This window comes from Streptomyces sp. NPDC029674, from assembly GCF_044903205.1.
GTDB lineage: Bacteria > Actinomycetota > Actinomycetes > Streptomycetales > Streptomycetaceae > Streptomyces.
In genome coordinates this window covers 1-26,209 of record NZ_JBJDPY010000024.1, presented here as the reverse complement: position 1 = coordinate 26,209, position 26,209 = coordinate 1, and the positions used below count along the sequence as shown (strand labels likewise).

Annotated in this window: 26 protein-coding genes and 2 pseudogenes; 15 read left to right on the top strand and 13 right to left on the bottom strand. The window is 71.8% G+C overall.

What is annotated here, in order from left to right; genetic code table 11:
* The first annotated feature begins 12 nt into the window (after positions 1-12).
* The gene (locus tag ACI2L3_RS36110; RefSeq protein ID WP_404756666.1) at positions 13-768 is read left to right on the top strand and encodes a Mut7-C RNAse domain-containing protein; all 756 of its coding nucleotides are present in this window, start codon (positions 13-15) and stop codon (positions 766-768) included.
* Here the strand turns inward: ACI2L3_RS36110 and ACI2L3_RS36105 are convergent.
* Positions 765-2,786 carry a thioredoxin domain-containing protein gene (locus ACI2L3_RS36105; protein WP_404756665.1) on the bottom strand — a complete coding sequence of 674 codons (2,022 nt, stop codon included), beginning with the start codon at positions 2,784-2,786 and terminating at the stop codon, positions 765-767. The two genes, ACI2L3_RS36110 and ACI2L3_RS36105, sit on opposite strands and share 4 nt — an antisense overlap.
* Before the next feature lie 114 nt (positions 2,787-2,900).
* On the opposite strand from ACI2L3_RS36105, the gene ACI2L3_RS36100 reads away from it, so the two are divergent.
* On the top strand, positions 2,901-6,155 hold the full coding sequence (locus tag ACI2L3_RS36100; RefSeq protein WP_404756664.1) for a tetratricopeptide repeat protein: 3,255 nt from the start codon (positions 2,901-2,903) through the stop codon (positions 6,153-6,155).
* 117 nt (positions 6,156-6,272) lie between these two features.
* Positions 6,273-6,512 (top strand): chaplin, encoded by a 240-nt coding sequence (locus ACI2L3_RS36095; protein WP_404756663.1) that lies wholly within the window; start codon positions 6,273-6,275, stop codon positions 6,510-6,512.
* Positions 6,513-6,593: 81 nt separating this feature from the next.
* Here ACI2L3_RS36095 and ACI2L3_RS36090 read toward each other — a convergent pair whose 3' ends face one another.
* The 3 genes from ACI2L3_RS36090 to mca form a co-directional block, all read right to left on the bottom strand.
* Complete coding sequence (locus tag ACI2L3_RS36090; RefSeq protein ID WP_404756662.1) at positions 6,594-7,883, bottom strand: hypothetical protein; 1,290 nt, start codon at positions 7,881-7,883, stop codon at positions 6,594-6,596.
* Positions 7,884-8,059: 176 nt separating this feature from the next.
* Positions 8,060-8,293, bottom strand: coding sequence for a hypothetical protein (locus ACI2L3_RS36085; RefSeq protein ID WP_404756721.1), 234 nt, complete (start codon positions 8,291-8,293; stop codon positions 8,060-8,062).
* Positions 8,294-8,312: 19 nt separating this feature from the next.
* Positions 8,313-9,194 (bottom strand): mycothiol conjugate amidase Mca, encoded by an 882-nt coding sequence (gene mca / locus ACI2L3_RS36080; protein ID WP_404756661.1) that lies wholly within the window; start codon positions 9,192-9,194, stop codon positions 8,313-8,315.
* Between the two features lie 170 nt (positions 9,195-9,364).
* Between mca and ACI2L3_RS36075 the strand changes: the two genes are divergently transcribed.
* Together ACI2L3_RS36075 and greA are read left to right on the top strand one after the other, a co-directional pair.
* Positions 9,365-9,808 (top strand): DUF4307 domain-containing protein, encoded by a 444-nt coding sequence (locus ACI2L3_RS36075; protein WP_404756660.1) that lies wholly within the window; start codon positions 9,365-9,367, stop codon positions 9,806-9,808.
* A gap of 175 nt (positions 9,809-9,983) precedes the next feature.
* Complete coding sequence (greA, locus tag ACI2L3_RS36070) at positions 9,984-10,481, top strand: transcription elongation factor GreA (RefSeq protein ID WP_404756659.1); 498 nt, start codon at positions 9,984-9,986, stop codon at positions 10,479-10,481.
* Positions 10,482-10,557: 76 nt separating this feature from the next.
* Here the strand turns inward: greA and ACI2L3_RS36065 are convergent, their stop codons facing one another.
* The 3 genes from ACI2L3_RS36065 to ilvA form a co-directional block, all read right to left on the bottom strand.
* Positions 10,558-11,409 carry an ABC transporter permease gene (locus ACI2L3_RS36065; protein ID WP_404756658.1) on the bottom strand — a complete coding sequence of 284 codons (852 nt, stop codon included), beginning with the start codon at positions 11,407-11,409 and terminating at the stop codon, positions 10,558-10,560.
* Positions 11,406-12,383 (bottom strand): ATP-binding cassette domain-containing protein, encoded by a 978-nt coding sequence (locus tag ACI2L3_RS36060; protein ID WP_404756657.1) that lies wholly within the window; start codon positions 12,381-12,383, stop codon positions 11,406-11,408. The genes ACI2L3_RS36065 and ACI2L3_RS36060 overlap by 4 nt, the downstream gene beginning before the upstream one ends.
* Before the next feature lie 98 nt (positions 12,384-12,481).
* On the bottom strand, positions 12,482-13,750 hold the full coding sequence (gene ilvA / locus ACI2L3_RS36055) for a threonine ammonia-lyase (RefSeq protein WP_404756656.1): 1,269 nt from the start codon (positions 13,748-13,750) through the stop codon (positions 12,482-12,484).
* Positions 13,751-13,907: 157 nt separating this feature from the next.
* Here ilvA and ACI2L3_RS36050 point away from each other — a divergent pair, with 157 nt between their 5' ends.
* From ACI2L3_RS36050 to ACI2L3_RS36040, 3 genes are all read left to right on the top strand, one after another.
* The gene (locus ACI2L3_RS36050) at positions 13,908-14,426 is read left to right on the top strand and encodes a MarR family winged helix-turn-helix transcriptional regulator (RefSeq protein WP_404756655.1); all 519 of its coding nucleotides are present in this window, start codon (positions 13,908-13,910) and stop codon (positions 14,424-14,426) included.
* 70 nt (positions 14,427-14,496) lie between these two features.
* A complete protein-coding gene (locus ACI2L3_RS36045; protein ID WP_404756654.1) occupies positions 14,497-14,979 on the top strand; it encodes a sigma factor-like helix-turn-helix DNA-binding protein in 483 nt (160 codons plus the stop codon).
* Positions 14,976-15,224, top strand: a complete 249-nt coding sequence (locus ACI2L3_RS36040; protein WP_404756653.1) for a hypothetical protein — start codon at positions 14,976-14,978, stop codon at positions 15,222-15,224. The genes ACI2L3_RS36045 and ACI2L3_RS36040 overlap by 4 nt, the downstream gene beginning before the upstream one ends.
* Before the next feature lie 3 nt (positions 15,225-15,227).
* Here the strand turns inward: ACI2L3_RS36040 and ACI2L3_RS36035 are convergent, their stop codons facing one another.
* Entirely contained in the window at positions 15,228-16,382 is a 1,155-nt protein-coding gene (locus tag ACI2L3_RS36035) for a cystathionine gamma-synthase (RefSeq protein WP_404756652.1), read from the bottom strand.
* A gap of 101 nt (positions 16,383-16,483) precedes the next feature.
* Here ACI2L3_RS36035 and ACI2L3_RS36030 point away from each other — a divergent pair, with 101 nt between their 5' ends.
* From ACI2L3_RS36030 to ACI2L3_RS36015, 4 genes and pseudogenes are all read left to right on the top strand, one after another.
* Entirely contained in the window at positions 16,484-17,602 is a 1,119-nt protein-coding gene (locus ACI2L3_RS36030; RefSeq protein WP_404756651.1) for a hypothetical protein, read from the top strand.
* A 70-nt stretch (positions 17,603-17,672) separates the two neighbouring features.
* Positions 17,673-18,380 carry a peptide-methionine (S)-S-oxide reductase MsrA gene (msrA, locus tag ACI2L3_RS36025; protein WP_404756650.1) on the top strand — a complete coding sequence of 236 codons (708 nt, stop codon included), beginning with the start codon at positions 17,673-17,675 and terminating at the stop codon, positions 18,378-18,380.
* 330 nt (positions 18,381-18,710) lie between these two features.
* The gene (locus ACI2L3_RS36020) at positions 18,711-19,367 is read left to right on the top strand and encodes a ClpP family protease (RefSeq protein WP_404756649.1); all 657 of its coding nucleotides are present in this window, start codon (positions 18,711-18,713) and stop codon (positions 19,365-19,367) included.
* Between the two features lie 13 nt (positions 19,368-19,380).
* Positions 19,381-19,995 (top strand): annotated as a pseudogene (locus tag ACI2L3_RS36015) (ClpP family protease); the annotation flags it as partial.
* A gap of 25 nt (positions 19,996-20,020) precedes the next feature.
* Here ACI2L3_RS36015 and ACI2L3_RS36010 read toward each other — a convergent pair.
* Both ACI2L3_RS36010 and ACI2L3_RS36005 read right to left on the bottom strand, forming a co-directional pair.
* Positions 20,021-20,416 carry a helix-turn-helix domain-containing protein gene (locus ACI2L3_RS36010; protein ID WP_404756648.1) on the bottom strand — a complete coding sequence of 132 codons (396 nt, stop codon included), beginning with the start codon at positions 20,414-20,416 and terminating at the stop codon, positions 20,021-20,023.
* A gap of 62 nt (positions 20,417-20,478) precedes the next feature.
* Positions 20,479-21,387, bottom strand: coding sequence for a helix-turn-helix domain-containing protein (locus ACI2L3_RS36005; RefSeq protein WP_404756647.1), 909 nt, complete (start codon positions 21,385-21,387; stop codon positions 20,479-20,481).
* A 117-nt stretch (positions 21,388-21,504) separates the two neighbouring features.
* Here ACI2L3_RS36005 and ACI2L3_RS36000 point away from each other — a divergent pair, with 117 nt between their 5' ends.
* Both ACI2L3_RS36000 and ACI2L3_RS35995 read left to right on the top strand, forming a co-directional pair.
* Positions 21,505-22,557 (top strand): NAD(P)-dependent alcohol dehydrogenase, encoded by a 1,053-nt coding sequence (locus ACI2L3_RS36000; RefSeq protein ID WP_404756646.1) that lies wholly within the window; start codon positions 21,505-21,507, stop codon positions 22,555-22,557.
* A 158-nt stretch (positions 22,558-22,715) separates the two neighbouring features.
* On the top strand, positions 22,716-23,102 hold the full coding sequence (locus ACI2L3_RS35995) for a VOC family protein (protein ID WP_404756645.1): 387 nt from the start codon (positions 22,716-22,718) through the stop codon (positions 23,100-23,102).
* Here the strand turns inward: ACI2L3_RS35995 and ACI2L3_RS35990 are convergent.
* Together ACI2L3_RS35990 and ACI2L3_RS35985 are read right to left on the bottom strand one after the other, a co-directional pair.
* On the bottom strand, positions 23,084-23,566 hold the full coding sequence (locus ACI2L3_RS35990) for an ASCH domain-containing protein (protein ID WP_404756644.1): 483 nt from the start codon (positions 23,564-23,566) through the stop codon (positions 23,084-23,086). The genes ACI2L3_RS35995 and ACI2L3_RS35990 overlap by 19 nt on opposite strands.
* Positions 23,567-23,570: 4 nt before the next feature.
* Positions 23,571-23,957, bottom strand: coding sequence for a winged helix-turn-helix transcriptional regulator (locus ACI2L3_RS35985; protein WP_404756643.1), 387 nt, complete (start codon positions 23,955-23,957; stop codon positions 23,571-23,573).
* A gap of 24 nt (positions 23,958-23,981) precedes the next feature.
* Between ACI2L3_RS35985 and ACI2L3_RS35980 the strand changes: the two genes are divergently transcribed.
* Positions 23,982-24,383: a YybH family protein gene (locus ACI2L3_RS35980; RefSeq protein ID WP_404756642.1), complete on the top strand. Its 402-nt coding sequence runs from the start codon at positions 23,982-23,984 to the stop codon at positions 24,381-24,383.
* Positions 24,384-24,412: 29 nt separating this feature from the next.
* Here the strand turns inward: ACI2L3_RS35980 and ACI2L3_RS35975 are convergent.
* Positions 24,413-26,209, bottom strand: a pseudogene (locus ACI2L3_RS35975) (peptidase S8); the annotation flags it as partial.

Genomic DNA, 26,209 nt, shown 5'->3' with positions numbered 1-26,209 from the left:
CATCCTGACGGGATGAACGGTCCGGAGATCCTCATCGACTTCGCCCCCGAGCTGGGCATCTTCGTCCCGCAGGGGCGACGGGGCGGGCCCACCGCGGCCGTCACGGACGGGGTGTCCACGCTCGGGCACGTCGTCGAGTCGCTCGGCGTCCCGCTGACGGAGGTCGGCGCGCTCGTGGTGGACGGCCGTGCGGTCGACGCGGGCCACGTTCCCGCCGCGGGCGAGACGGTCACCGTGCGCGCGGTGACGCGCCCCCAGCCGGTGCCGGGCGCGCCGCTCCGTTTCCTCCTCGACGTCCACCTCGGCACGCTCGCCCGCCGCTTGCGGCTGCTCGGCGTCGACGCGGCGTACGAGAGCACGGACATCGGCGACCCGGCTCTCGCGGCCCGCTCGGCCGCCGAGCGGCGCGTCCTGCTGAGCCGCGACCGGGGGCTGCTGCGGCGCCGCGAACTGTGGGCCGGCGCGTACGTCTACAGCGACCGCCCCGACGACCAACTCCGCGACGTCCTCGGCCGCTTCGCCCCCGACCTGCGCCCCTGGACCCGCTGCAGCGCCTGCAACGGCACCCTCCGCTCCGCCACGAAGGAAGAGGTGGCGGACCTCCTGGAGGGCGGCACCCGCGGCACGTACGACGTCTTCGCCCAGTGCGAGACGTGCGACCGCGTGTTCTGGCGGGGCGCCCACCACGACCGCCTGGAGGCGATCGTGGAGCGCGCGCTGGCGGAGTTCGGCACACCGGAACACCGGTCCGCGGCCCGTACAGCCTAAGAGAGCAACCCCGCCAGTTCCGCCGGGTCCGTCGTCGGTGCGGTGCAGACGAAGCCGCGGCAGACGTACGCCGTCGGGCGGCCGTCGACCAGGGGGCGGTCGGCGAGCAGGGGGAGTTCCGTGCTGCCTTCCGGGCCCGCGGCCACCACCGCGCCCGGCGCGGTGCCGAGCAGCGCCGTGCGGTGCAGGTCGCCGAGGACGTCGCCCACGACGGCCACCTCGCGGGGACCGTCCAGCGCCGCCTCCGCGACCGCGAGGCCGTGGCCGATGAAGCGGGGCACGCGGGGGCCGAGCGCCTTGACGATGCCCAGTGCCCGTTCCGCGGCGGTGCGGTGCGGCTCGGCGCCGGTGTGGGCCGCGTAGGAGAGGAGCGCGCCCGCGGCGGCCGTCCACCCGGAGGGGGCCGCGTTGTCCGTGGGGTCCTGCGGGCGCCGGATGAGCCGCTCCGCGTCGGCCGCCGTGTCGTACAGCGCGCCGCTCTCCGCGTCCACGAACTGCGCGAGGACGTGGTCGAGGAGGAACCCGGCGAACTCCAGCCAGACGCCCTCCCCGGTGACCCCGGCCAGCGCGAGGAAGCCCTCGGCGACGTCCGCGTAGTCCTCCAGGACGCCCGCGTTGGCGCCCACCTGGCCGTCCTTGGAGGTGCGGGCGATCCGTGCGCGCGGGTCCATGTGGAGCCGTACGAGAAGGTCGCCCGCGCCGACGGCCGCCGCGATCAGGTCCGGCCGGTCGAAGTACGCGCCGACCTCCGCGAGCGCGGCGATCGCGAGGCCGTTCCAGGCGGCGACGACCTTGTCGTCCCGGCCGGGCGCGGGCCGCTCGGCGCGCGCCGCCAGGAGCCGCTCCCGGATGGAGGCGAGACGGGCGGCGTCCGCCACCGGGCCATCCTGCAAGGGGAGTTGGAGTACCGACGCGCCCTTCTCGAACGTGCCCTCCTCCGTCACCCCGAAGCAGCCCATCGCCAGCTCCGCGTCGGCCTCCCCCAGGACCTCCCGCAGCTGGGCCGGCGTCCACACGTAGTACGCGCCCTCGACATGCGCGCCCGTCACCGGGTCCTCGCTGTCCGCGTCGAGCGCGGAGGCGAAACCGCCCTCGTTCGTACGGAGTTCGCGGACCATGAAGTCCGCGGTCTCCAGGGCGACCCGGCGGGCGAGGTCGGAGCCGGTGGCCCGCCACAGGTGGGCGTAGGCGCGGCACAGCAGCGCGTTGTCGTACAGCATCTTCTCGAAGTGCGGCACGACCCACTCGCGGTCGACGGAGTAGCGCGCGAAGCCGCCGCCGAGCTGGTCGTAGATGCCGCCGCGCGCCATCCGCTCGCACGTGTCGGCGGCCATCTGGAGCGCGCCCTCGGCGCCCGTGCGGCCGTAGTGCCGCAGCAGGAACTCGACCGCCATGGACGGCGGGAACTTCGGCGCGCCGCCGAAGCCGCCGTGCGTCGCGTCGTAGTCCCGGGTCAGGCCGAGCAGCGCCTGCGCGAGCTCGTCCTCGCCGGGCTTCTCGCCCGAGCCGTGGGTGAGCTGCCGCTCCCCGAGGTCCCGCACGATCTTCCCCGCGACCTCGGCGACCTCGCCGCGCCGGTCCGTCCACGCCCGGTGGACGCCGTTGAGGACCTGCGGGAACGACGGCATGCCGTGCCGCGGCTCCGGCGGGAAGTACGTGCCGAAGTAGAAGGGCTCGGCGTCGGCGGTGAGGAAGACGGTCATGGGCCAGCCGCCCTGGCCCGTCGCGGCCTGCACGGCCTCCATGTAGACGGCGTCGACGTCGGGCCGCTCCTCGCGGTCGACCTTGATGTTCACGAACTTCTCGTTCATCAGCGCGGCCGTCGCCCCGTCCTCGAAGGACTCGTGCGCCATGACGTGGCACCAGTGGCAACTGCTGTAACCCACACTGAGCAGCACCGGCACACCGCGCTCACGCGCCTCCTCGAAGGCCTCGGCCGACCAGGGCCACCAGTCGACGGGGTTGTCGGCGTGCTGAAGGAGGTAGGGGGACGTCTCATGGGCCAGTCGGTTCGGCATGCCCCCCATCCTCGCGCACACCGGGCCCCGATCGGCGGACGCCCTGTCGCCCGCGCCCCGTACGCAGGACACTTGTGACCGCAGGCAACTGTTGCTTTCGGAGGGGGAACCCATATGCGGGACAGCCATCGGGCCGAGGCCGAGCGGCTGTTGGCACGGGCCGTGGAGGAGGAGGTCCGGCGGTCGGGCGGGCGCGTCGACGGGAGCGTGCTGCTCTCGCGGGCCCGCGGCGCGCTGGACGCCATGGCGCAGACGGCCGCCGAGGAGTACGCGGCGTACTCCGGCGCGCTCGACGAGGCGGAGGCCGGCCGGCTCACCTTCGGGCAGCGGTACGCGAAGGAGGGCGCGGGAACGCCCCTGCTGGTGGCGGTGGTTGCGGCGCTCGCGGCCGGGGTGTCCGACCTGTCGTTCGGTACGAGCGTCGGCACGGCGCTCGGCACCGGCGCGGTCGTCGCGGTGGCGGGGGCGGCGGCGACGGTCCTGAAGGTGACGGCGTCGCACGTCCCGGCGGCCAGCCGCCGCGCGGGCGAGCTCAGCAGGCCGGGCGGCCCCGAACAGCTGCGGCTGCAGTGGCTGACGGCGCTCGAGGTGCGCGGCATCCGGCCCTTCCTCGACCAGCAGCGGGTCCTCGCCGCCTCGACCGGCACGCACACGGCGAAGAAGGCCGCGCCGCAGCTGCGCGGCACGGACAAGAGCGCGGCGGCGCGGCGGCGCAGCGTGCTGCAGCAGTCCTTCTCCCAACTCCCCGAGACGGCCGCGCCGTTCGTGGGGCGGCGGGCCGAGCTGGGGCGGATCGCGCAGTGGGTGCACGCGGCGCGCGCCAGCACGGACACCCGGCCCACGGTCGTCATGCTGCACGGCGTGCCGGGCTCGGGGCGGACCTCGCTGGCGGTGCGGGCGGCGCACGACCTGCGGGACCAGTTCCGCGGCGCGTGCGTGGTGGACCTGCGCGGCGACACCCCGCAGGAGTCCCCGATGTCCACGCGCGACGCCCTGCTGCATCTGCTGAACCGACTGGGCGCCCCGCGCGAGCAGCTGCTCTTCCGCGAGCGCTCGTCGCAGGAGCAGCAGCTCAAGCGGCTCAGCGAGCTCTACCACCAGTATCTGACGGGTGTCGCGGTGACCATCGTGCTCGACGACGCCAGCGACGCCGAGCAGGTCCGCACGCTGGTCCCGGAGCGCTCGGACAGCCTCGTCCTGGTCACCACCCGTGAACCGCTGGAGCTGCCCGCGGACCTGCCCGCCTGGGTGCACCGGCTGCCGGTCGAAGCGCTGGACGAGGCGGGCGCCGAGGAGCTGCTCCGCGAGTCCGCGGAGGATCTTTCCGGGCCCTACGACGCCGAATCGGCGGACGCGGTGCGGGAGTTGTGCGGCGGGCTGCCGCTGGCGCTGCGGGCCGCGGGCTCCTCGCTCGGGCCGCGTACGCCGCGTCAGCTGGCCGCGGACCTGTCGGCGTACGGTCCCGTCGACAAGGTGGGTCCGGTCGAGCGCGTCCTGTGGCTGCGCTACTCCGACCAGCCCGAAGCGGCCCGGCGGCTGCTGCGCCGGCTCGCGCTCGCCGGGCGCGCCTCGCTGGGCACGGCCGCCGCGGTGGCGCTGCTCGGCACGGACGAGCAGGAGGCGGCCCGGCAGCTGACCGCGCTGTCCCGCGCGGGCCTGCTCGACCGCCCCCGCGCCCGCAGCGGCCCCGAGGGGGGCGCCGCGGCCCCGGCCGGCCGCTACCGTCTGCACGACCTCGTGCGCTCCTTCGCCCTGGCCCGCCTCCTCGACGAGGAGGAGCCCGCCGAGCGCACCGCCGCGCAGGAACGCCTGATCGCCAGTTACGGAGAGCTGGCCGACACGGTGATCAGGCTGGTCGACGGCAAGACGTCCACGCGCGCCGACCAGTTCGGCCAGCACGGTTTCGCGTCCCTCGACGCGGCGCTGCGCTGGCTCGACGACGAGTCGACGTTCATCACGGCGGCCCTGCGGCACGCGGAGGGCGTCGACCAGCGGGCCGTGCTCAACCTGCTCGGCGCCCTCTGCGACTACTGCCTGCTGCGCGGCGACCTCTACCGCCTGGGGGAGATCAACGAACTCACCCAGGCCATCGACCAGGGCCTGCTCGGCCGCAGCGTCCAGTGGCGCACCGGCATCGCGGCCCGCCAGCTCGGCGAGCTCGACCAGTCGCGCACGACGCTGAACTCCGTCGTGGACCGCTACTTCGAGGCCCACCAGGACGCGGCCGCCGCCCGCGCCCTCGGCTCCCTCGGCATCACCCTGCACCACCAGGGCAACCTGACGGAGGCCGCGGCCCGGCTGACCGAGGCGCTCGACCTCCAGACCGCCGACGAGCTGGCGGGCGACCGCGCCTGGACGCTGCACGCGCTGGCCGCCGTCGAGCGGGACCGCGCCCACCTCGCGCACGCCCTCGGCATGCTGGAGACGGCGCTCGTCCTGCACCGCGGCAGCGGCTCGGTGCACGGCGAGGCCTGGACGCACTTCCAGCTCGGCCAGCTCTGCCTGCGCATGGGTGACGTACCGCGCGCGGAGGACGAGCTGCGGACCGCCCTCGACCTGTACGGCCGCACCCGCGACTCGCGCGGCGAGGCCTGGGCCCTGACACAGCTGGCGCGGGCCCGTCTGGTCGACGGCGACCCGTCCCCCGCGGTCGACGGGCTGCGCCACGCGGTGTCCCGGCACCGCGACAACGACGACGCGCGCGGCGAGGCCTGGTCGCTGTACTACCTCGGCCAGGCCCTGGAGGAGACCGGCAGCCTGGACCAGGCGGTGCGGGAGCTTGAGCGGGCCCGCACGATGTTCTCCCGGATGCGCGACGTGTACGGCCTGGCGTGCGCCCGGCACCACTCCGCGCGCGTGACCCGCGACCAGCGGGCCGCCCAGACGGGTTCCCTGCGGAACTCCGGCTTCGCCCGGCAGCTCCTGGTGGACGCCCGCGCCGACTTCCAGCGCATCGGCGTCGCGCACGGCGAGGCCTGGACGTGTCTGGAGCTGGTGGTCGTCGACGCGGGCAACAACCGCAGCCAGCAGGCGCTCGCCCTGTGCGACGAGGCCATCGAGCTCTTCGCCTCCTACGGCGACCGGCGCGGCGGCGACTGGGCCCGCTTCCTGCGCTGCACCCTGCTGCCGTACGCCTCGCCGGGCGGCTGGGAGATCGGCACGGCGGTCGCCCAGGAGGAGCTCAGCCAACTGGACCGTGCCACGCACCCGACCCGGGACGGCAAGCTCGCCGAGTACGTCCAGGCGTACGGCCTGCTCCTGGAGCGGGGCGCCGACCTCGAGACGGGCTGGCAGGCGTGGCGGCTCGGCATGGTGCCTAGCCGGCATGCGCGGGAGGTGATGGGGGTGGACGTGCCCCAACCCAATTGAGCCCGGAATAACCCGAAAGAGGGCATTATTCCTACTGTCGGCCTACGACAGCTGTCGCCGTGGACCGGCCGGGGTGACGCTCGCATGGACCGCTTCTCCTTCTACGAAGAGGTATTCATGCGTACACGCAGCATCCTCACCACGGCCGCCTTCGCCCTCGTCACCGTGGTCGGCGGCGCCGGCGCGGCCGTCGCCGACCCCGACCCGGTCAACGCCGAGGTGTCCAACAACCCCGGCATCATCAGCGGCAACGCGCTGCAGGTCCCGCTCGACCTGGGCCTCAACGTCTGCGGGGACACGATCAACGTCCTCGGAGCGCTCAACCCGGCCTCCAACAACGAGTGCAAGGTCGACTGACGGTCGAACGCACGACAGAAAGAAGGAAGGCCCCGCTGGTGCGGGGCCTTCCGTCGTTCCTACTGCTTGTTCCGCTGTCGCCTACCGGCGCTGTGCCGGGTACCGGCCCGCCCTGAGGGCGGCGAGCGTGAACGCCACGACCAGCAGGGAGGCCAGCGCCGCGACCACCGCCGACAGGGCCGGAAGAGGCGCGGTCACCCCGTCGGGCCGCAGCACGTAGGCGAGCGTCGTGGAGTCGACCCGGTCGTCCACGAGGTGGCCGAGGGCCAGCCCGCCCGCCACCAGCGTGCTCACCACGGCCACGACCGGAGACCGGCTCAGGCACAGCGCCACGCCGGCCGCGGCGCACACGGCGCAGACCGCGATCGCGGCGGGCAGACCGAAGGCCGGCGCGTCCGACCAGTGCAGCGGGAGGTGGGCGGCCGCACAGAGCAGCAGAAGCACGCCCGCCACGCGGCGCAGCCACACGAGGCGTGTGCCGTCCCGCACGGCTTCCGGGGCCGCGTCGGCGGCCCGGTCGGGCGAGGTCCGGGCGGCCGCACCGGCCGGCTTGGGCGCGGCGACCGGGGTCCCGGTCTCGGCGGCGAGGGCCTCGGCTGCCGCGTCGGCCTCCGCGTCGGCGGCCCGGTGCTTCTTCAGGCTGCCGATGAGCTCCATCAGTTCCGTGACCGACCTCGTCGTGCCGGCGGCGTGCACCACCTCGTCGCCGCTGCGCGGATCGTGCGGGGGCCGGGACAGCAGGTGGACGAGGCGGCTCACCTCCGGAATGGGCCGCTTCGCGGCGGCGTGCCGGATGGCCTGGTCCATGTGCTCGGCGGGGTGCTCGGGCGGGCCGAGCAGCTCCACCAGGCGGGTGACGTCATCGACGGACCGGGCCACGGCGGCCAGCCGGAGCACAGAGGCGGCCGTCGGCATGCCGGAGGGCGACTGCTCCAGGAGGGTGACGAGGTCGACGACGTCGTCGAGCGGCCTGGACACCACGGCGACTCGTATGAGCTCGGACACCGCGCCTTCGTCGTCGTCCGGCACCACCTGCACCGGGTGCTCGTCCTCGACGTCGTACACGGTCCCTTCGGGGGAAGGGGAAGGGGAAGCGGCGTCGGTGCCGAGCTCGATCTCACGGCCGACCGACGGGTCGGCGGTCGGGACCGGCGGGACGGAAGGGGCGGCCGGCGGGCCCGGTGGGGCGGCCGGCGGCGCCGACGGGTCGGCCGTCAGCTCTGCTGACGGGTCTGCCGTCTGCGGCCAGGGGGCGGGCTGGTCACGCGGTGGGGCGCCGAGCTGCGCGGTGCCCCAGTGAACCGACGTCGAGACCAGAGGTTCGGCGGTACCGGAAGAATCCCCAGCGGCAGAGAATGACTCAGCGGCCATCTTCTCTTCTCCATTTCAGCGGGACGTCCTCGCCCCGCGCGAGAGCGTGTATCCCGTTCTATGCACGCTCCACCCGCCCCGCCACTGGAGAACCGGCGAGGGGGTGTGGCCGCGAGTGCCCGCTGAAGATGTGCGAAGGCCGCCGGAGACCTCTACTTGCCGCTGCCGGACGCCGCCTACTTGCCGCTGCCGGACTCCGGCTTCGAGGAGGCCGTGTCGTCGCCCGCGGCCGCGCCGACCGGCTCCTTCTCCGACGGCTCCTTGAAGTCGACCTTCCGCATGTGCTTGTTCATCGACTTCATCAGGCCCCAGACGGCGAGGGCCATCACCGCGAAGACGATGAAGCCCAGGACGCCCGGAGTCACCTTGTCGTCGTCGACCTCCTTGGCAAGAGGGACGAGATGCGTCATTGCCAGATGTGCGTTCACGCTAGGCATTGTCGCGGATGCCCGCAAAGAGGTCGTCCTCGGGGAGGGAAGTATCGACGAGCGACTTCGCGAGCTCGTACTCCTCCGTGGGCCAGACCTCCTTCTGGATCTCCATCGGCACCCGGAACCATCCGCCGTCGGGGTCGATCTGCGTGGCGTGCGCGATCAGGGCCCGGTCACGGACCTCGAAGAAGTCGGCGCACGGAACGTGCGTGGTCAGCGTCCGCTCGACCCGCTCGAACTCGTCCCAGCGCTTCAGCCAGTCCCCGTACGGCGACTCCAGGCCGCGGTCGAGCATCGCCTGGTGCAGCGCCTCGGTGCGCGGGCGGTTGAAGCCCTGGTTGTAGTAGAGCTTCTGCGGCTGGAAGACCGGGCCGTACTCGCTCTCCGGGTACTTCTCCGGGTCCGCCGCACCGTCGAAGGCCACCATCGTGATCTTGTGGGTCATGATGTGGTCGGGGTGCGGATAGCCGCCGTTCTCGTCGTACGTCGTGATGACCTGCGGACGGAAGGCGCGGATCTGGCGCACCAGCTCGCCGGCGGCCTTGTCGAGGTCCTCCAGGGCGAAACAGCCCTCGGGCAGCGGCGGCAGCGGGTCGCCCTCGGGCAGCCCCGAGTCGACGAAGCCGAGCCACTCCTGCTTGACGCCGAGGATCTCGCGCGCCTCGTCCATCTCCTTCTTGCGTACCTCGTGGATGTTCTCCTGGATGTACGCGTCACCCTGGAGCTTCGGGTTGAGGATGTCGCCGCGCTCCCCGCCCGTGCAGGTCACGACGAGCACGTCCACCCCCTCGGACACGTACTTGGCCATGGTGGCCGCGCCCTTGCTCGACTCGTCGTCGGGGTGGGCGTGAACGGCCATCAGTCGCAGCTGCTCAGTCAAGACTCGATCCTCAGGTTCTGGGCGCCCTCAGTCATCCGGCGCGTTGAAACAGGTGCCGCCCCGCAGGGGTGTCGGTGAGGGGCGGCGGTCGGGTGGCGGGCGGGGGGCTTCTATAGTGACGGAACCGGGGGGCGGAAAATTCCGGCATCCCCTGTTCCTGGAGGACGATCATGGCGGCGGTGGGCTCGAAGCTCCCCGAGGGACCTTCCGAGGGCTCCTCCACGGGTCTCCCCGAGGGCCGGTACGGCCGCTCCCGCACGGCCGACGAGGCCGCCGACCGCAAGCTGAGGATCGTCGGCGCGGTGCTCGGCGCGGTCCTGCTCGGTGTCGTCGGCTGGTTCGGCTACGACTACATCAACGGTACGAAGCTCAGCGCCGAGGTCATCAAGTTCGACGTCGTCTCGGACCGCACCGTCGAGGCTCACCTGGAAGTCCGCAAGGACACCGACGCCCGGGGCTACTGCACCCTGCGCTCGCAGGCGGAGTCCGGCGAAGAGGTGGGCCGCAAGGACTTCCGGTTCGACCGGCGCACGGACCGTATCGACCGGGTCGTCACCCTGCGTACGACAAGCAGGGCCACCAGCGTCGAGCTGCTGGGCTGCCACTCCGACTGACGTCGCCCGACATTCCCGCGTTTACCGCGCTCACCTGCGTTGACGCAAAGCTGATGGCTTATGTCCTCCCCCTTGGGCGCCTGAATTGTTAGGCTCGTGGTTTCGCCCACCCGAGAAGGAACATCCTTCTGGGTAGGGCGATGCTTTGTATTCCCAGTACCTACGAGGAGCACCTGTGACCCAGACCAGCGAGAACGTCACCTGGCTGACCCAGGAGGCGTACAACCAGCTCAAGGCCGAGCTGGCGTACCTGTCTGGTCCTGCGCGCACCGAGATCGCGGCCAAGATCGCCGCGGCGCGCGAGGAGGGCGACCTGCGGGAGAACGGCGGGTACCACGCGGCCAAGGAGGAGCAGGGCAAGCAGGAGCTCCGCGTCCGCCAGCTCACCCAGCTCCTGGAGACCGCGCGGGTCGGCGAGGCGCCGGCCGACGACGGTGTCGTGGAGCCCGGCATGGTCGTCACCATCGCCTTCGACGGCGACGAGGACGACACCCTGACCTTCCTGCTCGCCTCCCGTGAGTACGCGAGCGGCGACATCGAGACGTACTCGCCGCAGTCCCCGCTGGGCACCGGCGTGAACGGCAAGAAGATCGGCGAGGACGCGCAGTACGAGCTGCCGAACGGCAAGTTCGCCTCCGTGAAGATCCTCGCGGCCAAGCCGTACGCGGCCTAGCGCTCTCTCCGAGCTCCGGTCACGACCGAGCCCCCGGCACCCTGAACCAAGGTGCCGGGGGCTCGGTCATGTGCGCTCAGGCCGTCGCCGAGCGGTACTTGCGGACCGACAGGGTGCGGAAGATCAGGATGATCAGGACCGAGTAGATCACCGAGGCCCAGACCGGGTGCTGCATGGGCCAGGCGTCGGACGGGGAGACCCCCGGATTGCCGAAGAGCTCGCGGCAGGCCTGGACGGTCGCGCTGAACGGGTTCCAGTCGGCGACGTGCCGCAGCCAGGGCGTCATCTTGCTGGAGTCCACGAACGCGTTCGAGATGAACGTGACCGGGAAGAGCCAGATCAGGCCACCCGAGGTGGCCGCCTCCGGGGTGCGGACCGAGAGGCCGATGAGCGCGCCGACCCAGGTGAACGCGTACCCGAGCAGGAGCAGCAGGCCGAAGGCGCCGAGGGCCTTCCCGATGCCCTCGTGGATGCGCCAGCCGACGAGGAGCGCCACGATCGCGAGGACCAGGAGGGTCAGCGCGGTCTGCACGAGGTCGGCGATGGTGCGTCCGGTGAGGACCGCGCCGCGCGCCATGGGCAGGGACCGGAAGCGGTCGATGAGGCCCTTGTGCATGTCGTCGGCGATGCCGGCGCCCGCGCCCGCGGTGGCGAAGGTGACGGTCTGCGCGAAGATGCCGGCCATCAGGAAGTTGCGGTAGTCCGCCGGATCGGTGCTGTTGCCGATCATCATGGAGCCGCCGAACACGTAGCTGAACAGCACCACGAACATGATCGGCTGGATCAGGCCGAAGATGACCATCTCCGGGATGCGCGACATCCGGATGAGGTTGCGCTTGGCGACGACCAGGGAGTCCCTGACGGACTGGCCGAGGCCGCCGGCGGGCCGGGGGGCCGCCGTGCGCACGGTGTCGGTGACGGTGTTCACTTGCCGGTCTCCTTTCCGTTGCCCTCGTCGGCCAGCTCGGCCACATGCCCCGTGAGGGAGATGAAGACGTCGTCGAGGGTCGGGCGGCGCAGGCCGATGTCATCTATCTCGATGCCGCGGGTGTCCAGCTCGCGGATGACCTCGGCGAGCAGCTTGGCGCCGCCCGCGACGGGGACGGTCAGCTTGCGGGTGTGCTCGGCGACGGCGACCTCGCCCTTGCCGAAGCCGTGCAGCACCTCGGTGGCGGTGGCGATGTGGTCGCGGTCGTGCACCACGACCTCGACGCGCTCGCCGCCCGTCCTGGCCTTGAGCTGGTCGGAGGTGCCGCGGGCGATGACGCGGCCGTGGTCGACGACGCAGATGTCGTGCGCCAGGTGGTCGGCCTCTTCGAGGTACTGGGTGGTCAGGAGCAGTGTCGTGCCGCCCGCGACGAGCTCCTGGATGACCTCCCACAGCTGCTGGCGGTTGCGCGGGTCCAGGCCGGTGGTCGGCTCGTCCATGAACATCACGGGCGGCGAGACGACGAGTGCGGCGGCGAGGTCGAGCCGGCGGCGCATGCCTCCCGAGTACGTCTTGGAGGGGCGGTCGGCGGCCTCGGCGAGGTTGAACCGGTCGAGCAGTTCGCCCGCCCTGGCCTTCGCCTCCTTGGCCCTCATCTGGTAGAGCTGGCCGACCATCTGGAGGTTCTCACGGCCCGTCAGATACTCGTCGACAGCGGCGAATTGACCGGAGAGACCGATCGAGCGCCGCACTTCGTTGGGGTGCTTGAGGACGTCGATGCCCGCGACGACCGCCTTGCCGCTGTCCGGTGTGAGCAGGGTCGTCAGACAGCGGACCGCCGTGGTCTTGCCCGCGCCGTTCGGCCCCAGGAGGCCGAGCACGGTGCCTTCAGGGACATCCAGATCGACCCCGTCCAGAGCCCGTACGTCACCGAAGGTCTTCACCAGACCTTCGGCGTAGATGGCGCCTGGCATGTGATTCCCCCTGGTGTGGGTGACTTCCAGTTACTTTCTACGGAAAGCTTAGGTTTGCCGGACTTCGCACGCCCGGCGGAAGTGACGCGGAGCACACCCTAACGCGATACATCGCGTCGGCTCACCTCATTTTCCAAAGAACCGATGACCGTGTAACCGGCCGCCCGCAGGGCCGTGCCCACCTCGGTGCAGTGCTCGGGGCCCTTCGTCTCCAGGTGCAGCTCGACCTCCGCCTCGGTGAGCCCGAGCCGCGGGTCGGTGCGCACGTGACTGATGTCGAGGACGTTGGCGTCCACCTCCGACAGCACCCCGAGGAGCGTGGCGAGCGCGCCGGGGCGGTCCGTCAGGCGCAGCCGCAGCGAGAGGTAGCGGCCCGCCGCCGCCATGCCCTGGCGCAGGATGCGCTGCATCAGGAGCGGGTCCACGTTGCCGCCCGACAGCAGGGCCACCACCGGCCCCTCGAACGCCTTCGGGTCGCTCAGGAGGGCCGCGACCGGGCTGGCACCGGCCGGCTCGACGACCATCTTGGCCCGCTCCAGGCAGAGCAGCAGGGCGCTGGAGAGCTCGTCCTCGGAGACCGTGACGACCTCGTCGACCAGCTCCTCGACCAGCTGGAACGGTACGTCGCCGGGGCGGCCGACCTTGATGCCGTCCGCCATCGTCGTGGGGTTGCCGATCGACACCGGGTGCCCGGCGGCCAGCGAGGGCGGATAGGCGGCGGAACCCGCCGCCTGCACGCCGACCACCTTCACGTCCGGGCGCAGCGCCTTGACCGCGACCGCGATGCCCGCGGCGAGACCGCCGCCCCCGACGCCCACGACGAGGGTGCGCACCTCAGGGCACTGCTCCAGGATCTCCAGGCCGACCGTGCCCTGCCCGGCGATGATGTCCGGGTGGTCGAAGGGGTGGATGAAGACGGCGCCCGTCTCGCGCGCGTACTCCTGCGCGGCGGCCAGCGTCTCGTCGACCACCTGACCGTGCAGCCGCACCTCCGCCCCGTACTCCCGCGTCGCCGCGACCTTGGGCAGCGGCGCACCGGCCGGCATGAAGACCGTGGAGCGCACGCCGAGGAGCGAGGAGGCCAGCGCCACGCCCTGCGCGTGGTTGCCCGCGCTGGCGGCGACGACACCGGCGGCACGCTCCTCGGGGAGCAGGCCCGCGATCCGCACGTACGCGCCGCGCAGCTTGAAGGACCCGGTCCGCTGGAGGTTCTCGCACTTGAGGTGCACCGGCGCCCCGACCAGCCCGGACAGGTGTCTGCTGCCCTCCATCGCCGTCATGCGGGCCACTCCGGAGAGCATCTTCTGCGCGCCGCGCACGTCGTCGAGGGTCACCGTCGGCAAGGAGTGGGGCGTGCGGTAGCTCATGGCGGCAAGTCTTGCAGCCGGGGCTCGATTCCTCCTGGGACGACCAAGGGACGAGACCGTTCTGAGCGTGGGTTTGTGCAGCGCAGGTACGGTACGCGCCGCGGCCGCGTACCCTGTCCCCCAACCCACTGCCCTCGCATGAAGTGAGCCCCCGGCCATGCCCACAACTCCGGACATGACGACCGCCAGCGATCCCGCCCTCCTGGACAGCCTCCAGCACCAGGTGGCGGTCTTCGCCCGCCGTGCGGAGCAGACGCGCCTCGGCGGCGTAGGACAGGTCCGCAACTCCATGGACCGCGCCGCGTATCTGCTGCTCAACCGGCTCGACAAGGAAGGCCCGATGGGCGTCAAGGCGCTCGCGGCGAGCATGGGCATCGACTCGTCGACGGTCACCCGGCAGGTCGCCCCGCTGGTCGACACCGGGCTCGTCAAGCGCACCTCGCACCCCGAGGACGGCCGCGCCGTGGTGCTGCAGCTCTCGCCGCGCGGTCAGGCCCGGCTCGACGAGGTGCGCTCCTCGCGGCGCGAGCTGATGGCCGAGCTGACGCAGGACTGGGACCCGGCGGAGCGCGAGAGCTTCTGCGCGCTCCTCACACGCTTCAACTCCGCCCTCTCGGCCCGCCAGACGTCACAGCCGGCACCCGGAGGAGAGGTTCCGGCCACTCCGGAGTCTTGACCCCGGCCCCGCGTCTGGCCTCATATGAGACCGGAGGCCCCGTGCTCGTGGCCTCCGGCCGGGAGGCGCGGTGCGAGAGCGGCAGGCGTTGCGGAACGCCCGCCGTGCCCGGGAGTTCGAGGCGTTCGTCGCGGGCGCGGCAGGGCGGCTGCTGCATGCCGCGACGCTGCTCACCGCCGAGCCCCCCGACGACAACCCACGCGCGCGTGCCCTGCTGACCGCCGCCCTCGCGCACACGTACGCGTCGTGGGACCGGCTGCGCGGCGAGGACCCGTACGACCGCACCCGCCAGCAGGTCGCCCTGCGCTTCGCCCGCGCCGCCTGGCGCCGCCACCGCGGCCACGGCGGGGTGCTGGCCCGGCTCAGCCCCCAGGAGCGGCTGATTCTCGTCCTGCGGATGTACGAGGGCGTCGCCGAGGAACAGACGGCGGCGCTTCTGGGGCTGCCCGCCGACCGGGTCGCGTCGATCTGCGCCCGCGCGACGGCGACGGTCCTGCGTCCGCCGCGCGGTCCCGCGCCGGCCGGGGCGCCCGTCGGGGCGGTGCCCTCATGAGCGAGCGCAAGGAGGAGGCGGTCCGGCGCCTCCTGGAGGGCGCGGCGCCCGCTGTGCCGCCCGAACTCCACGACGACGCGGTACGGCGGGGCGGCCGGGCCCTGCGGCGCCGCAGGGCGGCACGGCGGCTGTTCTGGACGCTGCTGTTCGCCGCCGCGCTGGCGTTCGTCGTGTGGGCGTCGCTCGCCCGGCCGTGGGTGGAGCCGCCGTCGGACACGACTCCACCCCTGACACGCTGGGGCTGACCCCTAGCCGAGCGCCTGCTGGAGGTCGGCGACGAGGTCGTCCGCCGACTCGATGCCCACCGAGAGGCGCACCAGGTCCGCCGGGACCTCCAGGGCCGAGCCCGCCACCGAGGCGTGCGTCATACGGCCCGGGTGCTCGATCAGCGACTCGACGCCGCCCAGCGACTCGCCCAGGGTGAACAGTTTCGCGCGGTTGCAGACCTCGACGGCCGCCTCTTCGCCGCCCTCCACCCGGAACGACACCATCCCGCCGAAGGACCGCATCTGCTTGGCGGCGATCTCGTGACCGGGGTGCTCCGGAAGGCCCGGGTACAGAACGCTGCTCACGCGCGCGTGCCGGGTCAGCATCTCGGTGACCTTGGTGGCGTTCTCGCTGTGCCGGTCCATGCGCACCGCGAGGGTCTTGATGCCGCGCAGCACCAGCCAGGCGTCGAAGGGGCCCGCGACGGCACCCATCGCGTTCTGGTGGTACGCCAGCTCCTCGCCGAGCGCCGCGTCGCTGACGACGAGCGCACCGCCGACGACGTCCGAGTGGCCGCCCATGTACTTCGTCATGGAGTGCACGACGACGTCCGCGCCGAGCGCCAGCGGCTGCTGGAGGTAGGGGCTCGCGAAGGTGTTGTCGACGACGAGGCGCACGCCGGCCTCGCGGGCGATCTGCGCGACCGCGGCGATGTCGGTGATGCCGAGCAGCGGGTTGGAGGGGGTCTCCACCCAGATGGCCTTCGTACGGTCGGTCAGCGCGGCGCGCACGGCCTCCGGGTCGGAGGTGTCGGCCACCGACCACTCCACGCCCCACCGCGAGACGACCTTGGCGAAGAGCCGGAAGGTGCCGCCGTACGCGTCGTTGGGGATGACGACGTGGTCACCGGGGCTGAGCAGCGTACGGAGGAGGCAGTCCTCGGCCGCCAGACCGGACGCGAAGGCGAGTCCGCGGCTGCCGCCCTCCAGCGCGGCGAGGTTCTCTTCCAGGGCAGTCCTCGTGGGGTTGGCGCTGCGGCTGTACTCATAGCCGCCGCGCAGGCCCCCGACGCCGTCCTGCTTGTAGGTCGAGACCTGGTAGATGGGCGGGACGACGGCGCCGGTGAGGGGGTCGGCGGTGTTGCCCGCGTGGATGGCCACGGTCTCGAAGCTCTGCGTGCTGTGCGAGTCACTCATGCGGCCTGAGCGTAGTGCGCGCGGGGGCCCTTCTGCCGGGTCGGTCCGGGTACGTCCCGGCAGGTTGGCCAATTGTCCGACCCGTCTGGTTCGCTTGTGTCATGGAGATTCTCTGGTTCCTGTTCGCGGTGATCATGATCGGTGCGGTCCTGGGGCCCGTACTGCTGCGCAGGCGCGGCGGAATCCGGCAGGTGGCACCCGGCTCGCCGGACGCCGCGGACCCGGCGGACTACGGCTTCCTGCGCCAGGAGGAGCTGGACATCCGCATGCCCGGACCGGACGCCGATCTCCTGGAAGTGCTCGACCTCGTGCAGCGCACGCAGGAGTGGAAGGCCGCCTCGCAGCTCCTCGCCGGCACGGAGACGCACGGTGAGCGGCGCTGGCAGCGCGTGCAGGCCTTCGCGGGCGCGGCCTCGCTGGAGCTGCAGCGGCGGCCGGGCGGCGTCAGCGACAGCCCGGGCGGGCAGTGGCTGCGGGTGTGGCGGGCCGAGGCGCCCAAGGACGCGGGCGGTGCCGCGGTGCACGCGGAGTTCCTCGTCCAGCAGGCGTGGCGCACGGCGGTGCAGGGGACGGACGAGTTCCGGATCATCCTGGAGGAGGCCAAGGAGGCGTGCGCGCAGGCGGCGCTGCTCGCCCCCGGGGACCCCGTTCCGTACATCATCGAGCTCTCCATCGCGCGCGGACTCGCGTACCCCCGCGAGGAGTTCGAGCAGCTGTGGCTGAAGATCCTGGACCGCGCGCCCGCGCACATGGGCGCGCACCTCGCGGCGCTGCACTACTGGTGCGAGAAGTGGCACGGCTCCCGCGACCTCGCCTACAGCTTCGCGGAGGCGGCGGCCGCCCGCGCGCCCCGCGGCTCCCTGCTCGCCGCGCTCCCGCTCTTCGCGGTCTACGAGCACCTGCCCGAGGTCAACCTCGTCCGCGGGTTCTACGAGAGCGAGGTCGTCACCAAGGCCGTCGAGGGCGCGATGTTCGCGGTGCACTCCGCGCGCGCGGACGACCCGATGCTGGCGCACGTCCGCCACCTCCTGGTGTTCTTCCTCGTCCACTGCGAGCGGTGGGGCGAGGCCATGAACCAGCTGGTGCACGTGGACGGCCACGTCGGCGCCCTCCCCTGGACGCTGACCGAGGACCCGGCCGGGGGCTACGCGGTGTACCGCGCGCTGGCCGTCGCGGGCTACGAGGCGAACGGCGGCAGCCCGGCGACGCTGCCGCACTGAGGGCAGCGGAATGCCCGGTCCCCTCCACACGTTCACCCCGTAGACCCCTGTCACCCACGAGGAGACCCGCATGATCTTCGGACGCACGCCCGAGCTCCCCACCGCCGAGCAGGCCCTCAAGGGCCGGGCCACCCCGGAATTCGAGGTCCCCTCCCGCCACACGGTGCTCGGCAACCCGCTGCTCGGCCCCTACCCCGACGGCCTGGAGACCGCGGACTTCGCGCTCGGCTGCTTCTGGGGCGCGGAGCGCAAGTTCTGGCAGACCGAGGGCGTCTGGACGACGTACGTCGGCTACCAGGGCGGCTACACGGAGAACCCCTCCTACGAAGAGGTGTGCTCCGGCCTGACCGGCCACACGGAGGCGGTCCGCGTCGTCTTCGACCCCGCCAAGGTCTCGTACGCCACGCTTCTGAAGCTGTTCTGGGAGTCCCACAACCCCACGCAGGGCTTCCGCCAGGGCAACGACGTCGGCACGCAGTACCGCTCCGCGATCTACACGCACTCCCCCGCGCAGGAGGAGGCGGCGACCGCGTCCCTGGAGGCGTACCAGCAGGTCCTCACGGCCGCCGGCTACGGCACGATCACGACGACGGTCCTCCCGGCCGACCCCCGCCCGTTCTGGCCCGCCGAGCCGTACCACCAGCAGTACCTGGACAAGAACCCCGACGGCTACTGCGGCATCGGCGGCACGGGCGCGGTCCTCGACGCACCGTCGGAGACGAACTGGGGCCGGGCCTGCCCGACGGGCATCGCCCCGGCACCGAGCAGCCAGAGCTGACCGGCTCCCCGAGCCCTCACCGGGACCACCCCGCGCGGACGGTCTCGTACCGCATGCGCAAGACGGCATGGGGCATCGCCGTGGACCTCACGGCGGAGGCCTCCGTGACAGCGGTCCCGCCCGCACACGCGGAGCGTGTCGGTGCGCACGTGTGGCTGGACGTCTCCCCCGTCCTCACCCGCCCGCGGTTCCCGGAAACAGACTCCCAGCCGGAGGGCTCTGCCCGCAGCGAATCTGCCGCCAGCCGAGATTTCTGACAGCCGCGCCCCCGGCGGTCAACAGTGAAGTCAGGGCGCGGCCTCGGGGCCGCGCGGACTTCTGGGAGGCGTGATGTCTGTACGGGACAGTGGCTGGGACTCGGCGCGGCCGCGGGGTGAGGACGGGGACACCGCTCCGTCGCGGTTCGACGACCATCTCGCCGCGCAGCTGCTCAACCAGCGGATCGTGTTCCTCGGAACGCAGGTCGACGAGGTGTCCGCCAACCGCGTGTGCGCGCAGATGCTGTTGCTGTCGGCGGAGGATCCGAAGACCGATATCTCCCTCTACATCAACAGTCCGGGTGGGTCCGTGACCGCCGGGCTCGCCATCTACGACACCATGCGGCTCATCCCGAACGACGTGGCCACGCTCGCCATGGGATTCGCCGCCAGCATGGGCCAGTTCCTGCTCAGCGTCGGCACCGCGGGGAAGCGGTTCGCGCTGCCCAACGCGCGGATCATGATGCACCAGCCGTCGGCCGGCATCGGCGGCACGACCGCCGACATCGCCATCCAGGCGGAGAACCTGGAGTTCACGAAGCGGACCATCGAGCGGCTCACCGCCGAGCACACCGGGCAGAGCGAGGAGACGATCTCGCGGGACGGCGACCGGGACCGGTGGTTCACGGCCGGGCAGGCCAAGGAGTACGGGATGGTCGACCACGTGGTCGAGTCGCTGGAGGACGTGCGGCCCGCGGGGTCGAAGCGGCGTATCGGGCTCGGGATCTGAGGAGGGGGAGCAAGAAATGAGTCAGTACACCATTCCCACTGTCGTCGAGCGCACTCCGCAGGGCGGCGAGCGGGCGTACGACGTCTACAGCCGGCTGCTGTCGGAACGGATCATCTTTCTCGGGACGGAGATCGACGACGGGGTCGCCAATGTCGTCATCGCGCAGCTGCTCCATCTGGAGTCCAGCGCGCCGGAGCGCGAGGTCGCCGTCTACATCAACTCGCCCGGGGGGTCTTTTACTTCGCTCATGGCCATTTACGACACCATGAGCTTCATCTCCGCGCCGATCTCGACGTTCTGCGTCGGCCAGGCCGCGTCGACGGCCGCCGTGCTCCTCGCCGGCGGCGACCCGGGGCGGCGGTTCGTGCTGGACCACGCGCGCGTGCTGCTCGGGCAGCCCGCGAGCCGCGGCCGGCAGGGGACGGTGTCCGACCTCGCCCTGGAGGCGAAGGAGATGCTCCGGATCCGCTCGCAGGTGGAAGAGGTGCTGGCGCACCACACGCACCACGACGTGAGCACGCTGCGCGCCGACATGGACCGCGACAAGGTCTTCACCGCGCAGGAGGCGGTCGCGTACGGGCTCGCCGATCAGGTGCTGAGCAGGAGGACCCTGCCCGCCGCCGCCTGAGCGACGGCGGACAGGGCCGGCAGTGTCAGGCTGCCAGGCGCACTTCGCCCTGGGACGACGCCCTGGCCGGCCTCGCGCGGGGAAGGCCGGCCAGCCGCGTCTGGGCCAGGGACAGCACGTCGGACAGGCCGAGACCGAGCGCGTGGGCGGCGGCCGCGAGGACCTCGGACGAGGCCTCCTTGCGGCCGCGCTCCAGCTCGGAGAGGTACGGCATGGAGATCCGGGCGGCGTCCGCGACGTCCTTGAGCGTGCGCTCCTGCGCGAGACGCTCGCGGCGCAGGACGTCGCCGACGACGTCCCGCCAGAGGGGCTCCTTGGCTTCCCTCTTCCCCTTGCCCTGAGGGGAGTTCGGCGCCGCCTCGATCGGGCGCAGGTGGATGACGCGGGCTTCGTTCGCCTTCTGGCGCTCTTGGCTGCTCACTTCCTCAGCCTAGGAGCGATACGGTCGCGGGCGCAGCGTGCGGGGTTCCGCCGCCCGCGAAATCACGTGGTCCCGGAGTTCCTCGCCGAGCCGGATCCCACCGACGACGCGTCCCGCCCCCAGCTGGCGAGCAGCCGCAGCCCCTGCGCCGACGCCGAGTCCGGCTCCGCGTGGTACATCAGGAGCGACTGGTCGCAGTCGTCCGGCAGTCGCAGCGTCTCGAACGAGAGCGTCAGGTCACCCACCAGCGGATGGCGCAGGCGCTTGACGCCGTGGCCCTTCTCGCGGACGTCGTGCGTGGCCCACAGGCTCCTGAACTCCTCGCTCTTCACGGAGAGTTCGCCGACGAGGGAGGACAGCTCCGGGTCGTTCGGGTAGCAGCCCGCGTCCATGCGGAGGTAGCTGACGATGTCCGACGCCTTCTTGTCCCAGTCCACGAAGAGGTCGCGGGAGCGGGGGTCGAGGAAGCAGATGCGCGCCCAGTTCCGCTCGGCCGGCGGGAGCTCGCCCCAGTCGCCGAAGAGCGCCGCGGCGAGCGCGTTCCAGCCGAGGATGTCGGTGCGGCGGCCGACCACGTACGCGGGCACGGTCACGATGGTGTCGAGGAGCTGCTGCAGCGCGGGCCGCATGTGCTGCTGGCGCGCCGCCCGCTTCTTCTTCAGGGCCTTCGGCTTCGCGAGGCGCGTCAGGTGGGCGTGCTCGGCGTCGGTCAGCCGCAGGGCGCGCGCGATGGCGTCGAGGACCTCGGCGGAGACGTTGCGGCCGTTGCCCTGTTCGAGCCGGGTGTAGTAGGCGACGGAGACCCCGGCGAGCTGCGCGAGCTCCTCACGGCGCAGGCCGGGCACCCTGCGGTGCCGGCCGAAGTTCGGCAGGCCGACGTCCTCGGGCTGCAGCCGGGCCCTGCGGGTGCGCAGGAACTCGCTCAGCTCGGCCCTGCTGTCGAGCGGCCGGGTCTCGGGGATCTCGTCCATATGTCCAGTATCCCGGGTCGTACGTCCCTGAGCCTGACCCCGCCAGTGGTAGGCACAGTGGTCGTAGGAAGAACGGGTGTCTGGGTGACGTCGCAGGTCAGTGGCAGCCTCGAGGACATGACTGAGCAGATCACCACCGTTTCCGCCTACGCCGCTCCCGCCCCCGAGGCGCCCCTGGAGCGGACCACCGTGCCGCGCCGCGCCGTCGGCGAGACCGACGTCCTGATCGACATCAAGTACGCCGGGATCTGCCACTCGGACATCCACCAGGCCCGGGACGGCTGGGGCGAGGGCATCTACCCGATGGTGCCCGGCCACGAGATCGCCGGTGTCGTCACCGAGGTCGGCCCCGGTGTCACCAAGTTCTCCGTGGGTGACCGCGTCGGCGTCGGCTGCATGGTCGACTCCTGCCGCGAGTGCGAGAACTGCAAGGCGGGCCTGGAGCAGTACTGCGTGCAGGGCAACGTCCCGACGTACAACGGGATCGGCAAGGACGGCGAGCCGACCTACGGCGGTTACTCCACGCACATCGTCGTGGACGAGGCGTTCACCGTACGCATCCCCGACGGGATCTCCCTCGACGTGGCCGCGCCGCTGCTCTGCGCCGGCATCACCACGTACTCCCCGCTGCACCGCTGGCAGGCGGGCCCCGGCAAGAAGATCGCCGTCGTCGGCCTGGGCGGTCTCGGCCACATGGCCGTCAAGATCGCGCACGCCATGGGCGCCGAGGTGACCGTCCTCTCGCAGAGCCTGCGCAAGAAGGACGACGGCCTGAAGCTGGGCGCCGACCACTACTACGCGACCAGCGACGACGCCACCTTCGAGCAGCTCGCGGGCACCTTCGACATGATCCTCTCGACGGTCTCCGCGCCGCTGCCGCTGGACAAGTACCTGGGCCTGCTGCGCTCGGAGGGCGCCTTCGTGAACGTCGGCGCCCCGGAGGAGCCGGTCTCCCTCAACCTGTTCTCGGTGATCGGCGGCGGCAAGACCCTCGCGGGCTCCATGATCGGCGGCATCCAGGAGACGCAGGAGATGCTGGACTTCTGCGCGGCGCACGGGCTCGGCTCCGAGATCGAGCTGATCCGCGCCGACCAGATCAACGAGGCGTACGAGCGGGTCCTCGCCAGCGACGTCCGCTACCGCTTCGTGATCGACACGGCGACGATCTGACATGCGTGTGGCCTGAACTCGTCTCGGGCACGGGGCCTAGTCCGCATGGCGCAGCGGACCGGGCCCCGTGACCGATGCCGACGCCGTGCGCCCGCTCCTAACGTGGTCCGTGTCACCGCCGCACAGCGGGACGCCCGGACCAACGAGGAGGTCGCACGATGTCGATCGAGCTGAACCACACCATCGTCGTAGCCGAGGACAAGAAGGCGTCCGCCCAGTTCCTCGCGGACATCCTGGGTCTGGAGGTGGGCCCCCAGTACGGCCCCTTCCTCCCGGTGGAGATCCCCAACGGCGTGACCCTCGACTTCTACGAGGGCGACGGCGGCCCCTTCGTGCCGCAGCACTACGCCTTCCTGGTCTCCGACGACGAGTTCGACAACATCTTCGGACGCATCAAGGACCGCGGCCTCACCTACTGGGCCGACCCGTACCACCAGCATGTCAACGAGATCAACACGAACGACGGCGGCCGCGGCGTCTACTGGGAGGACCCGAACGGCCACAACCTGGAGATCATCACCAAGCCCTACGGCAGCGGTTCCTGAGCCACGGCGTCCGGGCCCGGGACAAGCCGGAAGCGCTCCAGGACGAGGGGCGTCGTGTCGTCCACGGTGAAGCCCGGGTCGCCGAGCGCGTCCCGCATCCCGGCGCTGTGCCAGAACTCCTCGTGCGCCGACCGCCATTGGGCGACGGTCGTGTACCCCTCGCCCTCGTCCACGGCGTGGGCCAGGTCCACGTCGCCGAGCGGCACGACGCGGACGCCGGTGGTCTCGATGACGGCGACGGGCCGGCCGTCGGAGTCGACGACGGCCGCGCGCTGCCCGACGACGGGCATCGGGGCGCCGTCCCGTTCGTAGTCGATGAGCAGCCCTGTCGTCGACGTCTTGGACCCGTCGAGGACGGCCGCCACGAGCTGGTCGCGGAGAGGGCCGGGAAAGGCGAACTCGGCCCTGGGCAGCGGCTCCTGGGTGCTGCCGGTACCGTCGCCGGGCTCCGCGGTCTCCGTCATGGGGTCACCCTAGACCGGCCGGGTCGGCGGTGGCGCCCCAGTCCCACAGCGCCTGCAGCACCGGACCCAACTCGCGGCCGCGTGGGGTGAGTTCGTACGTGACCGTGGTGGGCCAGCCGGGGGTGCGGGTCCGGCGGAGGGCTCCCGCCGTGACGAGTTGGGCGAGGCGGTCCGTCAGGACCTTGTCGGAGAGGCCCGGGAGCGCGGCGGCCAGTTCGCCGTACGTGCAGAGGTCGCGGCGCAGCAGCTCGCGGACGACGAGCGTCGTCCAGCGGCCGCGCAGGGCGGTGAGGGTGACCTCCACGGGGCAGTCGGGGTCCGGGGCGGTGGTCTCGGCCAGGGCGTCGTCGGGCAGGCCGGGGCGCGCGGCGCTTACCGTTCGGTGAGTCACGAGGGGGCCTCCTACGGTGCAGCCATGACTCCCAGGACGATATCCACCCGGCCCGGCCTGCCCACGCGTGCCGAAGACGTGCCCGCCGTCTTCGCCGCGCGGTTCAACAGCGGCGACGCGGAGGCCGTGCGCGAGATGTACGAGGACCGGGCCGTCTTCGTGCCCGAGTCGGGCGTCGCCGTGCACGGCGCTGCGGAGATCTCCGCCGCGAACGCGCCCTTCCTCGCCCTCGGCCTGCCGATCTCCGTGCGGCCCCGGCACGTGCACGTCTCGGGGGACGTCGCGCTGCTCGTCGTCGACTGGGAGATCGGGGGCGGGGCGGTCCGCTCGACCGCCACGGACGTGGCACGACGCGGCGCCGACGGGTTCTGGCGATACGTGATCGACAGTCCCTTCGGCGCCGCGCCGTCAGAGGCGGGGGCCTGAGCCCGCCACCCTAGGGGCCTACCAGGCGTCTACTTGCCGTAGTACGCGTTGTAGATCGACAGCGTCGACTTGTTGCCCTTCTTGTCCGCGATCTTGGCGTGGAACGAGATTCCCTTGTCCTTCGCCGGGTTCTTCACGTGGATCTTGCCGTTGGTGACCTTGACCTTCTCCCAGGTCTGCCCGTAGTCGTACGAGACGTACGTGGTGAGCGACTTGAGGTTGGCGCCGGCCGCCGCACCCAGGACCTTGACCGGAATGTACTGCTTCTTGCCGGCCTCCGCCCTGCTGCTCAGGTCGACCACCGGGCTGAACCGCGCCGTGGAGACGGGGAGCTTCGCGCTCTCCACCTTCTTGGAGCGGAACGTGAAGCTCGCGTCGATGCGCGTGGAGGCCGCGGCCACCTTGACGCTGCGCTTCACCGACGTCGACAGCTTGTACTCGGCGTCGGCCGACGGAACCTTGAACGACTTCTCGCCGGTCAGCGGGTCGTCGTGCTCGCCGATCTGCGTGCCGTTGCGGGACAGGGTCGTCTTCACCGAGGTGTAGAGCGAGGACCCGACGTGGGTCTTGCCGTCGGCGAAGAGCGGGAGGTAGCCCGTGATCTCGTTGCCGTTCCGGAGGACTCCGTAGTCACCGCCGATGCGCGGACCGAAGACGGCCGTGTTGAAGACCTTCTCGTAGCTCTGGCCCGCCTTGAAGGTCTGCGGGGCGCCCAGGCTGTAGGCGGCCTCGACCGTCGGCCAGCCCTCCGGGGAGTTCGGGCCGTTCTGCTCGAACTCCAGGCTCCACTTCACCTTGTCACCGGTGGACACGTACAGCGTCCGGTTGGTGCGCAGCTTCGTGGGGACGGAGACGGACCAGTTGCCGCTGGTGTCGGGCAGCTCGCCGGCCGCGCGCAGCGAACCCGTCTTGCCGCTCGTGGAGGAGCCGAGCCCGGCCTTGACCGTGGCCAGCTCGCTCGCCTTGTAGTGCTTGGTGTAACCGGTGGCGAGCTGCTTCACGGCGCCGCCGGCGGTGGTGTTGTACTCGGTGTTGTCGCCCTTGGTCCAGACGGCCGCCCACTGCTGGCTGAGCTTGACGCCGGTCGGCGCGGCGCCGACGGGGGCGGTCCGGAAGTTCTTGTACTCGTCAAGGAGCCAGCCGTAGCTGCTGGAGAGGTCCGGCGTCTCGACCGTGTAGTCGGGCGCGGCCAGCACACCCTTGGCGTCGGTCGCGGGCACGGTGACGTCGACCGGCTTGGCGGTCCGCGCGTCGACCGTCACCGTGGTGTTCTTGGTGATGTCGAGCTTCGGCTGGGCGAGCCAGTCGATGCCCTTGGAGAGGTCCTCCAGGTCGACCGCGACGTTCGAGTCGAGGATGTAGCTGCCCTTGGGCACCCGCACCTTGACGGTCCCGGACGGGTCGTACGGCATCAGGTCCGTGCCCTCGGCCTTGCCGATGATGCCCTGGAGCGAGTCGGAGTAGTGCTTCGTCGGCTGTCCGTCACGCCCGATGTGCTTCAGCGTGAGGTCGTACGACTCCACCTCACGGTCGACCGCAGCGGCGGTGCGGACGGACTGGCCGCCGCCCTTGGCCTCGATGTACGCGGAGTAGGCGCCGTCGACCGTGCCGCCCAGCTTGGTGTCGGCGGTCATGTCGACGGAGGCGGTGCCGCCCGCGGGGACGGTGACCTTCTTGGCGCCGAGGGTGAAGAACCCGGCCGGGGCCGGACGGCCCTTGGGGTCGGTGGCCGTCACCGTGAGGTCCAGGGTGACGTCGTCCTTGCCGAGGTTCTTGTACGTCACCTTCTTGGTGACCGGCTTGTCGTCGGTGTGCGGCCACTGCTG